This window comes from Geothermobacter hydrogeniphilus (assembly GCF_002898515.1).
In the GTDB taxonomy this organism is placed as follows: Bacteria; Desulfobacterota; Desulfuromonadia; order Desulfuromonadales; family Geothermobacteraceae; genus Geothermobacter_A.
Map to the genome: position 1 here is coordinate 53,786 of NZ_PPFX01000022.1, position 14,088 is coordinate 67,873.

At 64.2% G+C, this 14,088-nt stretch carries 11 protein-coding genes; 8 read left to right on the plus strand and 3 right to left on the minus strand.

The features are described 5' to 3' along the window. Positions 1 to 48: 48 nt before the first annotated feature. The 6 genes from recO (at position 49) to C2E25_RS10535 (ending at position 9,254) form a co-directional block, all read left to right on the plus strand. Positions 49 to 825 carry a DNA repair protein RecO gene (recO, locus tag C2E25_RS10510; RefSeq protein WP_103115700.1) on the plus strand — a complete coding sequence of 259 codons (777 nt, stop codon included), beginning with the start codon at positions 49 to 51 and terminating at the stop codon, positions 823 to 825. Positions 826 to 921: 96 nt separating this feature from the next. Then, a complete protein-coding gene (glyQ, locus tag C2E25_RS10515) occupies positions 922 to 1,791 on the plus strand; it encodes a glycine--tRNA ligase subunit alpha (protein WP_103115701.1) in 870 nt (289 codons plus the stop codon). Between the two features lie 84 nt (positions 1,792 to 1,875). After that, a complete protein-coding gene (gene glyS / locus C2E25_RS10520) occupies positions 1,876 to 3,933 on the plus strand; it encodes a glycine--tRNA ligase subunit beta (protein WP_103115702.1) in 2,058 nt (685 codons plus the stop codon). A gap of 358 nt (positions 3,934 to 4,291) precedes the next feature. Continuing rightward, a complete protein-coding gene (gene ppdK / locus C2E25_RS10525; protein WP_103115703.1) occupies positions 4,292 to 6,952 on the plus strand; it encodes a pyruvate, phosphate dikinase in 2,661 nt (886 codons plus the stop codon). A gap of 152 nt (positions 6,953 to 7,104) precedes the next feature. Next, complete coding sequence (locus tag C2E25_RS10530; RefSeq protein WP_146032947.1) at positions 7,105 to 8,274, plus strand: trypsin-like peptidase domain-containing protein; 1,170 nt, start codon at positions 7,105 to 7,107, stop codon at positions 8,272 to 8,274. 14 nt (positions 8,275 to 8,288) lie between these two features. After that, the gene (locus C2E25_RS10535) at positions 8,289 to 9,254 is read left to right on the plus strand and encodes a D-2-hydroxyacid dehydrogenase (RefSeq protein WP_103115704.1); all 966 of its coding nucleotides are present in this window, start codon (positions 8,289 to 8,291) and stop codon (positions 9,252 to 9,254) included. Between the two features lie 113 nt (positions 9,255 to 9,367). Here C2E25_RS10535 and nfi read toward each other — a convergent pair whose 3' ends face one another. Genes nfi through C2E25_RS10550 form a run of 3 tightly spaced genes read right to left on the minus strand, consistent with a single transcriptional unit; the run spans position 9,368 to position 11,625 of the window. Continuing rightward, on the minus strand, positions 9,368 to 10,060 hold the full coding sequence (nfi, locus tag C2E25_RS10540) for a deoxyribonuclease V (protein WP_103115705.1): 693 nt from the start codon (positions 10,058 to 10,060) through the stop codon (positions 9,368 to 9,370). A gap of 36 nt (positions 10,061 to 10,096) precedes the next feature. Then, positions 10,097 to 10,972 (minus strand): Rossmann-like and DUF2520 domain-containing protein, encoded by an 876-nt coding sequence (locus C2E25_RS10545; protein ID WP_103115706.1) that lies wholly within the window; start codon positions 10,970 to 10,972, stop codon positions 10,097 to 10,099. After that, complete coding sequence (locus C2E25_RS10550) at positions 10,969 to 11,625, minus strand: fumarylacetoacetate hydrolase family protein (protein ID WP_103115707.1); 657 nt, start codon at positions 11,623 to 11,625, stop codon at positions 10,969 to 10,971. Before C2E25_RS10550 ends, C2E25_RS10545 begins: the two co-directional genes overlap by 4 nt. 203 nt (positions 11,626 to 11,828) lie before the next feature. Here C2E25_RS10550 and C2E25_RS10555 point away from each other — a divergent pair, with 203 nt between their 5' ends. Together C2E25_RS10555 and C2E25_RS10560 are read left to right on the plus strand one after the other, a co-directional pair. After that, positions 11,829 to 13,007, plus strand: coding sequence for a rhomboid family intramembrane serine protease (locus C2E25_RS10555; RefSeq protein WP_103115708.1), 1,179 nt, complete (start codon positions 11,829 to 11,831; stop codon positions 13,005 to 13,007). A gap of 8 nt (positions 13,008 to 13,015) precedes the next feature. Further along, positions 13,016 to 13,906, plus strand: a complete 891-nt coding sequence (locus C2E25_RS10560; RefSeq protein WP_103115709.1) for a radical SAM protein — start codon at positions 13,016 to 13,018, stop codon at positions 13,904 to 13,906. Positions 13,907 to 14,088 lie beyond the last annotated feature (182 nt).

A 14,088-nucleotide genomic window follows, 5' to 3' on the forward strand; every position in this document is an offset into this window, starting at 1 on the left:
ATAACGTAACATTTGTTGCAAAATTGAGAACAGCGAGACCGGTTCCCCATGCACCCGCAAAAAAGCGAAGCCATCATCCTGCAGCATATCGACTACGGTGAGAGTGACCGTATCGTCACCTTCTTCACCCCGGAGCAGGGACTGCTGAAGGGGTTCGCGCGCGGGGCGCGCAAGAGCCGCAAGCGTTTCGGGGCTGCGCTGGAGCCTTTTTCCGGCGTGCGGCTGATCTGGCGGCAGCGGCCCAATTCCTCCCTGCTCAACCTGCAGGAGGCCGAACTGCTCGACCTGCGGGACGGGCTGCGGCGTGATCTGAAGGCGCTGGCGCTGGCCGCCTATGGCTGTGAACTGGTGGCGGCACTGTTCGGCGAGGGGGGCGCGCATCCGGAGGTCTATGCCATGCTGAAGTCTCTGCTCGACCAGCTCAATGTCGACGGCGGCTGCGCCGAGTACCGGCTGCTGTTGGAGCTGCGGCTGCTGCGGCTCTCGGGGCACGAGCCGCACCTGCTGCACTGCGCGGTCTGCGGCGGAGCGCTGCCGGAACAGGTGCATTTCAGCGTCGAGCAGGACGGCAGCCTCTGCCCGGCCTGCCGGGTGCCGGGCGCGCGGCCGGTCTCGCTGGCGACCCTCGGCAGCCTGGCCCGCTGCCGGGAGACACCCGCCGACCGTTTCGCCGGTTTCCATCTCGGCGCCACCACCCTCGGCGAGGGGGCGCCGCTCTGTACCGCGGCCCTCGATGCGCAGTTGCCGCGGCGGATCAAAAGCCGGGAATTCCTCGACCGCCTGGAACCCCTGCCGCCGGCCCCCGGCGGAGCCGGTCATTCTTGACACCCCCGGGGGCGCGGGTTAGAATGATGCCCCCTTGAAAAACTGTATACAGTATACTATCCGGCGGTCCCGCCGCCGGCAGCACTCGGAGGAGTCGTGACCTTTCAGAATCTGATCCTCGCCCTGCAGAACTACTGGGCGGAACAGGGCTGCATCATCCAGCAGCCCTATGATATGGAAAAGGGCGCCGGAACCTTTCATCCGGCGACCTTTTTGCGTTCCCTGGGCCCCGAACCGTGGAAGGTCGCCTATGTCGAGCCGTCCCGGCGGCCGACCGACGGTCGTTACGGTGAAAACCCGAACCGGTTGCAGCACTACTACCAGTTCCAGGTGGTTCTCAAGCCGGCACCGGAGGATATCCAGGAGCTCTACCTCAATTCGCTCAAAAGCTTCGGCCTCAACCCGGCCCAGCATGACATCCGCTTTGTCGAGGATGACTGGGAGTCGCCGACCCTCGGCGCCTGGGGGCTCGGCTGGGAGGTCTGGCTGGACGGCATGGAGATCACCCAGTTCACCTACTTCCAGCAGGTCGGCGGCATCGACCTGAAGCCGGTTTCGGGTGAAATCACCTACGGTATCGAGCGGATCGCCATGTACCTGCAGGGGGTCGACAACGTCTACGACCTCGACTGGGGCGGCGGCCTGAAATACGGTGATGTCCACCACCAGACCGAGGTGGAGTTTTCCCACTACAATTTCGAGCAGGCCGATACGGCGATGCTCTTCACGCTGTTCGACATGTACGAAAAGGAGTGCCTGCGGCTGGCCGAGGCGGAGCTGGTCTTCCCGGCCTACGACTTCGTCCTCAAGTCGTCGCATGCCTTCAACCTGCTCGACGCCCGCGGGGCGATCTCGGTGACCGAGCGCGCCCACTACATCGGCCGGGTGCGCAACCTCTCCCGGGCCTGCGCCGAGTGCTACGTCAAGCAGCGTGAAAAGATGGGTTATCCCCTGCTGAAAAAATAAGTTGGTCGGCATCCAGGGCTCAAGCTGCCGGTCTTCCGGTTTCAGCTCCTGGTTCCTGACTCCTGACTCCCGGAGTTTTCATACATGTCCTCTGAACTTTTTCTTGAAATCGGTACCGAAGAGATCCCGGCCGGATTTCTGAACCCCGCCCGGCGTGATCTTGAACGGCTGTTACGTAAGGAGTTCGCTGCCGCCGGGCTGGCCTGTGGTGCCATCCGCACCTTTGCCACGCCGCGGCGCATCGCCATCGCCGTTGCCGACCTGGCCGCCGAAACCCCACGCCAGGAGCTGAAGCTGACCGGCCCCTCGCTGAAGGTCGCCTTCGATGCCGACGGCAAGCCGACCAGGGCCGCGCTCGGCTTCGCCCGCAGCAACGGGGTCGATGTCTCTGACCTCGGCACCATCGAGACCGATAAGGGCGCCTACGTCGCCATCGACAAGGTGATCGAGGGCAAACCGACCCGCGACCTGCTGCCGGAGATTCTCGAACGCACGGTGACCGGCCTGCCGTTTCGCAAGTCGATGCGCTGGAAGGATCTCGACGTCCGTTTCGCCCGCCCGGTACACTGGATCGTCGCCCTCTACGACGGCCGGGTGGTGCCTTTCGGTTTCGGCAACCTGACCAGCGGCGACCAGTCGCGCGGTCACCGTTTCATGGCCCCGGAGAGTTTCACCGTCAGCGGCTGTGAGCAGTGGCTGGCCGAACTGGAAAAACGGTTCGTCATCGCCGACCCGGAGAAACGCCGGGCGCTGATTGCCGACGGCGTGAAAAAGGCTGCCGAGGCGATCGGCGGCGTGGTCAATCTCGATGAGAAACTGCTCGACGAGATCACCTACCTGGTCGAGGATCCGACCCCGGTGGCCGGCGGCTTCGAAGCGGACTACCTGCAGCTGCCGCGAGAACTGCTGGTGACCAGCATGCGCGAGCACCAGCGTTACTTCACCGTCAGCGACGCCGACGGCAGGCTGCTGCCGAATTTCATCACCGTCTCCAACACCCGCGCCGAAGATCTCTCGGTGGTCGCCCGGGGGAACGAGCGGGTGCTGCGCGCGCGGCTCTCGGATGCCATGTTTTTCTGGACCGAGGATCAGAAGGTCAAGCTGGAAACCCGCCTCGAAGCACTGAAGAAGGTGGTCTACCAGCAGAAGCTCGGCACCAGTTACGAGAAGGTGATGCGTTTCACCGCCCTCGCCAGAAGCCTCGCCGAGCAGTTCGAGCCGGAGGCGGTGGCGCAGACCGAACGCGCCGCGCTGCTGGCCAAGTGTGACCTCGAAACCGGCATGGTCTACGAGTTCCCCGAACTGCAGGGAGTCATGGGCCGCGAATATGCCCGGCTTGAGGGGGAGGATATGCGGGTCGCGACGGCCATCTACGAGCATTACCTGCCGATCGAGGCGGGCGGCGATCTGCCCACGGACTCTGTCGGCGCCTTCGTCTCCATCGCCGACAAGATCGACACCATCTGCGGCTGTTTCGGCGTCGGCCTGATCCCGACCGGCAGCGCCGACCCCTATGCCCTGCGGCGCAGCGCCATCGGGGTGCTCAATATCCTGCAGGACCGGGGTTATCGCCTGTCCCTCGCCGAGCTGATCGGCCGGGGCGTCGGGCTGCTCGGCGAGAAACTGACCCGTCCCGCGGACGAGGTCGTGAAAGATGTGCTGGCGTTCTTCCGCGGCCGCTTCCAGAATATGCAGGGAGAGGTTCCGGCCGACGTGGTTGACGCGGTGCTGGCCGCCGGTTTCGATGATCCGCTCGATGCCCGGGCGCGGATCGAGGCACTTGCCGCCCTGAAGGGACAGGCTGATTTCGAGCCGCTGGCGGTCGCCTTCAAGCGGGTGGTCAATATCATCAAGGGCGGGACCGAGGCGGCTGTCGATCCGGCCCTGTTCGAGGCGCAGTGCGAAGGAGATCTGCTGGCGGCCCAGCAACTGGCGGCGCAGCGGGTGGCGGAGCAGGTCGCGAATGGGGATTACGCGGCCGCCCTGCAGACCATCGCCGGGTTGCGGCCGGCGGTCGACGCCTTCTTCGACGGGGTCATGGTCATGGCCGAGAACGCGGCGGTCAAGACCAATCGCCTCGCCCTGCTGACCAGGGTTGCCGAACTGTTTACCGGAATTGCCGACTTCGCCCGAATCTCCTGATTCGGGCGTTTGCCTTTAGGGGTCCGGGAGCCGGGTGAGGTTCCTGTTGCAAGCTTGCTTTCACGACGGAGCCCCACCCGGTTTCCGGACCCGGTGCGGTGTAAAAAGGGGTCGCCAAGGCGCCAGGGAAGTCAAAAACTGAGTTAACGCAGAGGCGGAGAGGAGCAGAGACGGAGAGAATATCTTTTGGGTTTAAAACCAAAAACTGCTTTTGGTTTTCTCTGGGTTCTCTCCCGCTCTGCGCCTCTCCATTAAAAAAGGTTGTCTTGGAGCTCTTGGCGGCCCAACGTTTTGTCTTTTTATGTTCGGGGAATATTTACCAATGGGGCTTTGCCCCGTAACTTCTGGAGGAGTTGTCATGAGTACGAAGTACGTCTATTTCTTCGGCAACGGGGAAGCTGAAGGTCGCGGCGAAATGCGCAACCTGCTCGGCGGCAAGGGGGCCAACCTGGCGGAAATGACCAGTATCGGGCTGCCGGTGCCGGCCGGTTTCACCCTCACCACCGAGGTCTGCACCGAGTTCTACAAGAACGATCGCGCCTATCCTGCAGGATTGCGCGAGGAAGTGGCCCGCAACCTCGTCAAGGTCGAGGAACTGATGGGCAAGAAGTTCGGTGACCCGTCCAACCCGCTGCTGGTCTCGGTTCGTTCCGGGGCCCGCGCCTCGATGCCGGGGATGATGGATACCGTCCTCAACCTCGGTCTCAACGACGAAACCGTCAAGGGGATCATCGCCCAGAGCGGCGACGAGCGCTTCGCCTACGATTCCTACCGGCGTTTCATCCAGATGTACAGCAATGTCGTCCTTGGCATGGACGGCGATATCCTCGAACATCTGCTGGGGCAGATGAAGGAGCAGCGCGGCGTCACCCTGGATACCGAACTGACCGCCGTCGACCTGCGGGAGCTGGTGTCTCGCTTCAAGACCCGGGTCAAGGAGGAGTTGGGACACGACTTCCCGCTTGATCCGCAGGATCAGCTCTGGGGTGCCATCGGTGCCGTCTTCGGCAGCTGGATGAACCCGCGGGCGATCACCTACCGGCGGCTGAACAATATCCCCGCCGAGTGGGGAACCGCGGTCACCGTGCAGTCGATGGTGTTCGGCAACATGGGGGATGACTGTGCCACCGGCGTCGCCTTCACCCGCGATCCCTCCACCGGCGAGAAGATCTTCTACGGCGAGTTCCTGGTCAACGCCCAGGGCGAGGACGTGGTGGCCGGTATCCGCACCCCGCAGCCGATCAACAGGGACGGCGGCGACAGCGAGCTGCCGTCGATGGAAGAGGTGCTGCCCGACTGCTACGCGCAGCTGGTGAAGATCAAGAATATCCTCGAATCCCATTACCGCGACATGCAGGATATCGAGTTTACCATCGAGAAACACAAGCTTTACATGCTGCAGACCCGCAGCGGCAAACGGACCGCCAAAGCGGCGGTCAAGATCGCCGTCGACATGGTCCGGGAAGGGCTGATCAGCCAGCAGGAAGCGATCATGCGGGTCGAGCCTGAGCAGCTCGACCAGCTGCTGCACCCGACCCTCGACCCGGCGGCGCCGCGCGAGGTGATCGCCAAGGGGCTGCCGGCCTCTCCCGGCGCCGCCTGCGGCGAGATCGTCTTCACCGCCGACGAGGCCGAGGAGGCGGCGAAGGGCGGGCACAAGGTGATCCTGGTCCGGGTTGAGACCAGTCCCGAGGATATCCACGGCATGAACGCCGCCCAGGGGATTCTCACCGCCCGCGGCGGCATGACCTCGCACGCCGCGGTGGTGGCGCGCGGTATGGGCAAGTGCTGTGTTTCAGGCTGCGGCGACATCAAGGTCGACTACCGGGCCGAGACCCTGACGACGGTCAGCGGCCTGATCCTGAAAAAGGGCGAGCTGATCACCCTCGACGGCTCCACCGGTGAGGTGATGAAGGGCAAGGTGCCGACTGTCGACCCGGAGCTGACCGGGGATTTCTCGCAGCTGATGGAGTGGGTTGACAAGGCCCGCCGTCTGCGGGTGCGCACCAACGCTGACACGCCGCATGACGCCCGGGTGGCGCGCGCCTTCGGCGCCGAGGGGATCGGCCTCTGCCGGACCGAGCACATGTTTTTTGAAGCCGAGCGGATCATGGCGGTGCGCGAGATGATCCTCGCCGCCGATCTTGATGGTCGACAGCGGGCGCTGGAGAAGATCATGCCGATGCAGAAGGGGGATTTCATCGGCCTGTTCCGGGAGATGAAGGGTCTGCCGGTGACCATCCGCCTGCTCGACCCGCCGCTGCACGAGTTCCTGCCGCAGAACGACGTCGAGATCGAGGAGCTGGCGGCCGAGATGCGGGTTCCCGCCGCCACCCTCAAGGCCAAGGTCGAATCGCTGCACGAGTTCAACCCGATGCTCGGTCATCGCGGCTGCCGGCTGGCGGTGACCTTCCCCGAGATCTACGACATGCAGGTGCGGGCGATCATGGAGGCGGCCTGCGAGCTGATCAGGAACGAGGGCTTCTCGATCGTGCCCGAGATCATGATTCCGCTGGTCGGCGAGGTCAGGGAGCTGGCCATCCTGCGCGCCAACGTGGTGCGGGTCGCCGACGCGGTGATCGCCGAGTACGGGGTTGAGGTCGAGTACCTGATCGGCACCATGATCGAGCTGCCGCGGGCGGCTCTGACCGCCGACGTGATCGCCGGGGAGGCGGATTTCTTCTCCTTCGGCACCAACGACCTGACTCAGACCACCTACGGCCTGTCGCGCGATGACTCGGGCCGCTTTCTGCCCTTCTACATCGAGCAGGAGATCTATGCCACCGACCCCTTTGTCGCTCTCGACCAGGAGGGGGTCGGCCAGCTGGTGAAAATGGGTTGTGAAAAAGGGCGCCAGGCCCGGCCGGATATCAAGCTCGGCATCTGCGGCGAGCATGGCGGCGAGCCTTCCAGCGTCATCTTCTGCCACAACATCGGCCTCGACTATGTTTCCTGCTCCCCCTACCGGGTGCCGATCGCCCGGTTGGCGGCGGCGCAGGGGGCGTTGCTGGAGAAGTAGGTTCGATGGTCTTGCAGACCCGAAGAGTCCCGGCCTTGCGCCGGGGCTCTTTTTTCAGCTACACCGCCGGCGGCCTACGGGTGCTTGTCCCCGCAGTCGGATTCCCCTAGAATATCCGGAACTCTTTCTCTGTTTTCCCCGGGGTTGATGCCATGCAATGTCCAAAGTGCGGTTTTGAACAGCCGGAGGCCGAAACCTGTATCTCGTGCGGTCTGGTTATTGCCAAGTATCACCGGCGCCGGGAAGAGGCCGCGACGCGGCCGGTCGATGCGGACCAGCCGCCGCTCCCGGTTTCCTCATCCTGGAAACCGAAACCGGCGGTCCTGGCCGGTCTGATCCCGGTTGTCGTGCTGGGGCTGGGTATCGGCATCGGCTGGCTTGTCAGGGACCGGCCTGTTATGGGACCGGTCGCGGTCGTGAACGACGGACGGAAGACTCCGTCAGCGCCAGTTGAGACGCTGTGGGGTGACCAGCCTCCGGCCGCGGCCGGCCGGCCCGAACAAAACGTGTCCACCGATGCGCCTCCGGTTCCCGATGCGCCGCAGAGTTCTCTGCGCCGGGCCCGCAATGCCACTGTCTTTATCCAGACCCCCTGGGGGAGTGGTTCCGGTTTCCTGGTTGACGACAGCGGCCATCTGGTCACCAACCGCCACGTTGTCGAGTACCCCCCGGACAAGATGGCGGATCTCAGGGCCAGGATCGACCAGCTTGAGTCGGCCCTGAAACAGGAAAAGGGCAACCTGGCGCAATTTCGCTCCGATCTGCAGCAGGTTGCCGATGCCGACCGGCGTCGTCGTTACCAGGCCCAACTCGACAGGCGTCAGGCCAACTATGACAAGTACCGCCGGGTCCTTGACGAAATGCTGACCCGGCGCCGCAGGCTGCTGGAATATTTGGTTCAATACGATGTCGCCGTCGTGCTGGCTGACGGCAGCCGTTTCGGGGTGGTTGACTATGAACTGAGTGACAGCAGTGATCTCGCTCTGCTGTCCCTCGACGGTGCCCCCCCGGCGACGCCCCCGGTTATTGTCAGTGATGCCGTTCCGGACCAGGGGACCCCGGTCTACGCCATCGGCAACCCGGCCGGTCTGCGCGATACGGTGACCTCCGGCATTGTCTCCGGCTATCGCAGTTACCAGGGCTTCCGGCTGATCCAGACCGATGCCGCCATCAACCCCGGCAACAGCGGCGGTCCGCTGACCGACAGCGACGGTCGGGTACTCGGTGTCAACAGCATGATTCTCGGCAATACCGAGGGGATCGGTTTCGCCCTGCCGATCTCCGCAGTGCGCGAGGCGTTTCCCCGTATCTTCCCCAACTGAAGAAGAGATCTATCATGAAAATTGTCTACCTCGATGCTTATACAGCCAACCCCGGTGACCTCAGCTGGGAACCCCTGGAACAACTTGGGGAACTCAGCGTCTATGATCGCAGTGCCGAACCGGAGGTGCTGTCCCGGATCGGTGATGCCGAGATCGTGCTGACCAACAAGGTCGCGTTCGACCGGGGACGATTCGCCGCCCTGCCGAATCTCAAGTATGTCGGCGTGACCGCCACCGGCTACAATATCATCGACCTTGAGGCGGCCCGCGAACATGGCGTGACGGTGACCAACGTGCCGGCCTATTCGACCGCTTCGGTGGCGCAGATGACCTTCGCCCTGCTGCTGGAGCTGACCCAGCAGGTCGGCCATCACAACCACCTGACCTCCTGGGGACACTGGACCGATGCCCCGGACTTCTGCTTCTGGGACCGGCCGCAGGTGGAACTCGACGGTCTGACCCTCGGCCTGGTCGGTTTCGGCCAGATTGGCCAGCGGGTGGCGCGCATCGCCGCCGCCTTCGGCATGCGGGTCCAGGTCTTTACCCGCAATCCCGAGCGTTATCGCGGCAACCTCGATTACGCCCGGGTGACTTTTGTCCCGCTTGAGACGTTGCTGGAAACCAGTGATGTCGTCTCTCTCCACTGCCCCCTGACCGATGAAACGACCCGGCTGATCAACGCCGAGCGCCTGGCGCTGATGAAGCGCGGCGCCTACCTGATCAACACCAGCCGCGGCGGGGTGATCGACGAGGACGCGCTGGCGGCGGCGCTGCAGGAAAAGCGGCTGGCAGGGGCCGGGCTCGACGTGCTGACCCTGGAACCGCCCGAACACGGCAACCGGCTGCTGGCGGCGCAGAACTGTTTTGTCACGCCGCATATCGCCTGGGCGACCAGGGCTTCGCGGCAGCGGCTGTTCGATACCCTGACGGCCAATATCCGGGCGTTTCTCGACGGCGAGCCGCAGAATGTGGTGAGTTGAGGCTGGAGGCTGGAGGCTGGAGGCTGGAGGCTGGAGGCTGGAGGCTGGAGGCTGGATGTGAGATGTGAAGGGGACAGTCCCCCTCTTTCAAGGGGACTGTCCCCTTTTGCGGTTCAGACCTGGCCGGCTTCCGCTTCTCTGCGCAAGCGATTGGTTTCCAGGTGCGCCAGGCGGGTCGGTTCCGGCATCCGGTAGCGGCCGGTACAGTCCAGGGTCAGGCGAGCCGCGGTGGGGATATCGAGCCGGTGTCCCGGCGAAATGTAGAGCGGTTTGACCCGCGCCCGGCTGCGCAGCAGCGTGCCGATCCGCTCTCCCTTGTCGCTCAGAGGGCTAGTCGCGCCCTTGTCCTCTCCCGGCATCTGTGCCGTGCCGGTCAGGCGGCTCTTGGCGCAGCCGATGGTCGGCAGGTCGAGCCACAGGCCGAGATGCGAAGCCAGGCCGAAGCGGCGCGGGTGGGCGATTCCCTGGCCGTCGACCAGCACCAGGTCGGGCACCGTCCGCAGGCGGCGGAAGGCCTGCAGCAGCACTGGCAGTTCACGAAAGGAGAGCAGGCCGGGGATGTAGGGGAAACTCACCCGGGCGCTGAAGTCCGCCACCTCGACCGGTTCCAGTTGCGGAAAGCTGAGTACCACCACCGCGGCGAAGAACTGGTCGCCATGTTTGCGGTAGGAGACATCGACGCCGGCGACGTGACTCAGCGGCCGGCGCAGCCGGTTGCGCAGCTCGACCCTTGTGGCCAGATCCTTCTGCAGGGCGATGGCCGCGCTGTAGGTGAGATCCCAGGGATGCAGGTCGGGGAAATTCATAGGGAGAGTGGGACGTTAGTTTTCAGTTGACAGTTTTCAGTTGGGGGTTGCGAGAAGTCGGGATAACGTCCCGGCCGTTTTTTCATCCAGGCTGCCCCGTTCCAGGCCGATCTGAACCGCCTTGCGACCCAGAACGCGGTAGATCTGCTGCAGGTCGTCGGGCAGCTCGGCGAGGGCGTCGAGGTGGGCGGTTACGGTCTGGATGTCGCCGCGCGAGAGCGGACCGGTCAGGGCCAGGTCGGGGCCGAGGGTGGTGAGGCTTCGCAGGGTTCCGCTCAGCAGCGGTTTGAGCAGTTCGAAGGCCTGCTCCCGTTCGAAGCCGCAGGCGGCGAAGATTTCGCAGGCGGCCCGGGTGTTGGCGACCAGGTTGTTGGAAAGGACGCAGGCCGCGGCGTGGTAGAGGACTTTCTGTTCGCCGCGCAGGCGGAAGGGGATGCCGCCCAGCGCCTCGACCAGTTCTTCGCCCCGGCTCAGCGCCTTTGGGCTGCCTTCGACGGAGCAGGGGCTGCCGGGCAGGTTGTGGGTGCCCATCACCGCGTCGGCGAAAGTCTGCAGGGGGTGGATCGCCAGGGCCTGCAACTGCTGTTCGGCATCGGTGAGCAGGATATCCGCCGGGTGAAAACCGCTGAAGTGGATCAACAGGGTGCCTGGTTGCAGGCCGAGCCGGTGCAGCCGGGCCGCCAGCGGCCGCAGCTGATCGTCCGGGACCGCCAGCATGATCAGCCGGGCGGCGGTTGCCCGTTGCAGGTCGGTGCTGGCGGCTTGCGGACAGCCGGCAAAACGCGCCGCCTGCCGAGCCCGGGTTTCATCCCGGCTGACCAGGGCGAGCAACGGATAGCCGGCTTCTACCAGCAGCCGGGCTACGGCCTGGCCGACCCGGCCCGGCCCGATCAGGGCGAAGCTCTCCTTCATGCCACGCTGACTTCCAGGCGGCCGACCTGTTCGATTTCGACGGTCACCCGGTCGCCGCTTTTCACCGGGCCGACACCGGCCGGGGTTCCGGTCAGGATCAGATCCCCCGGTTCGAGGGTGAAAATGGCCGATATCTCCTCAATGATCTGGGGAATCCGGCGCATCATCTGTTCGGTGTTGCCGTCCTGGCGCAACTCGTCGTTGACCCGGAGCCTGATCTGCAGCTTGTGGGGATCGTCAACCCGGTCGGCGGGGATGAAATCCGACAGCGGGCAGGCGGTATCGAAGCCCTTGGCGATATCCCAGGGGAGCCCCTTGCTTTTCAGCTCACTCTGCACGTCGCGCAGGGTCAGGTCGATGGCGACCCCGTAGCCGGTCACCGCCGCCATGGCTTTGGCCGCGGGGACGGCGCGGGTCCGACGGCCGATCAGTACCGCCAGTTCAGCCTCGTGGTGGCAGTCCTTCGAGTAGCCGGGGATGCGGATCTGTTCGCCATTGCCGATAATGCTGGTTGCCGGCTTGGTGAAGATAACGGCGCGGTCGGGGATGGCGTTGTTCAGTTCCCGGATATGGTCGACATAGTTGCGGCCGAGGCAGATGATCTTGCCGATCCGCCAGGGATTCGGGTCACCCTGCAGGTTGATAGTAGACATGCTGTTGCTCCTTGTGACAGGTTCTGTTACGGAGCATAGCGACGCCGCAAAGAAATAGCAAGAGCTCCCGGAACAGCTGTGGTAAAGTTATAATTCGTGAGATGTGAGATGAAGGGGACTGGCTCCTGCGGTGCCTGTTCCCACCGGATGTGCGTTGTCCGGCCTGTTGCTGAACTCTGACTCCTGATTCCTGAACCGTTCCCATGTTCCTGCCCATCGGCGATACCCCCAATCCGCGCAGTACGCCCTATGCCACCTGGCTGCTGATCGGCCTGAACGTAGCGGTTTTCCTGCTGGTCACCCTGCCGTTGTCGGGCTCGCGGGTCGATCTCAACGATCCGCTGCTGCTCGATTACCTGCACAGCATCGGCGCCCGCGGCAGCATTCCGGTCGAAGCGATCCTGCAGCAGGTTTCGGCTTATGATCTGACCGTGTTCCGCTTCGGTTACCGGCCGGCGGCGCCCTCGCTGCTGAGCATGTTCAGCGCCATGTTTCTGCATGCCGGCTGGATGCACCTGCTCGGCAACATGCTCTTCCTCTGGATTTTCGGCGACAATGTCGAACACCGCCTCGGTCCGGTTCGCTTTCTGCTCGCCTACCTTGCCACCGGGGTGGCGGCAACCCTGTTCTTCGCTTTTTTCGAGCCGGGCTCCCAGGTGCCGATGATCGGCGCCTCGGGTGCCATCTCCGGGGTGCTCGGTCTCTACTTCATCTGGTTTCCGCGCAACAAGGTCAAGGTCTTCATTTTCTTCATCATCATTATCCAGGTGGTTGAAATCCCGGCCCGGCTGGTACTCGGTTTCTACCTGCTGGTTGACAACCTGCTGCCGTTCCTGTTCGCCGGCGCGGGTGGCGGCGGGGTTGCTCACGGTGCGCATATCGGCGGCTTTGTCGGCGGTCTGGCCCTGGCCTGGGGGATTGACCGACTGCTGCCGGCCTGGAAGGGACGGCGGTTGCGCGGGCGGGAACCCGGTCCCGCCGATACCGGTGATCGTGGTGAAACCGTGGCCGAAGAGATTCGTCGACTGCTGGCCGAGGGGCACCCGGGGCGCGCCGTTTCCCGTTACCTGTCGCTTGAGACCCGTGAGCAGCGGCGGCAGGTCGATGGTGACCAGGTGCTGGCGATCGGTGATTTTCTGCTCGCCGGCGGTGCCCATGACGAGGCCCTGTCGGTGTTCCGGCGTTTCATCGCCGACCGCGGCAACGATTCGCGCCTGTCCAGAGCCTATCTCGGTGCCGGGCGCGCCCTGATGCACAAGCCGCGCTGCATGACCAGCGCCTATCATTATTTTCTCGGCGCCCTTGACGTGGCCGAGGACCCGAGCGATATTGAGGCGGCGCGGAGGTATATCGCCGCCATTCAGAACCCGGACAAGAGGTAACAACCGCCATGCTCTGGTATTTCGATTATGTCGAACCGGTGTTCAGACCGCCGTCAGAGGCCCGCTCGCTGATCCTGCAGGCCACCATCGGCTGCAGCCAGAACGGCTGCACCTTCTGCGGCATGTACAAGATGAAACGTTTTCACTGCCGTCCGGTGGAAGAACTGGTGGCCGAGATGCGGAGTATCCCGCTGCCGCATCGGGCGCAGATCCAGCGGGTCTTTCTCGCCGACGGCGATGCCCTGGTCTATCCGCAGGACGGCCTGCTGCAGATCCTCGACGCCCTGGCCGAACATTTCCCCGCCCTGACCCGGGTCGCCTGCTACGCCTCTCCCAACAGCCTCACCACCAAGACGGTGGACCAGTTGCGGCAGTTGCGCGCGAAGAAGCTGCGCATCCTCTATTTCGGGCTGGAAAGCGGGGATGACGCGACCCTGGAACTGATCAACAAGAAATTCACCGCCGCGCGGATGCTCGAACTCTGCCGCCTGGCACAGCAGGCCGGGATGAAGCTGTCGGTGACCGCCATCCTCGGCCTGGCCGGGACCGAGCGCTCGGCGCAACACGCTGCCGCCACCGCCGACTGGATCAACGCCCTGTCGCCGGAGTATTTTTCCCTGCTGACCATGTTTCGCCGCCACAACGACATCCATTTCGAGCGCATCAACCAGCTCAGCAACGGTCAGGTCCTCGAAGAGGCGCTGGCCGTTGTCCGCCGTCTCAACCCGCAACGCACCATCCTGCGCTCCAACCACGTCTCCAACAGCCTCAACCTGGCGGGCAGCTATCCGAAGGACCGGCAGCGGCTCATCGCCCAGGCCGAGGCGGCCCTGGAGCAGGCCCGCCGGAGTCCGGAGTGGTTTGAGCTGGTTCCCGAATACGAAGAAACCCACTACTAGATAGGAGGGCGGCCGATACGCACGCATCTGCTGCGTTGCTCGCGCCTTCAGTCGCTGCGGAGTAGCTGCCGCTACACCTCATGCTGCAGGGGCGGCCGATACGCACGCATCTGCTGCGTTGCTCGCACCTTCAGTCGCTGCGGAGTAGCTGCCGCTACACCTCATGCTGCAGGGGCGGCCGA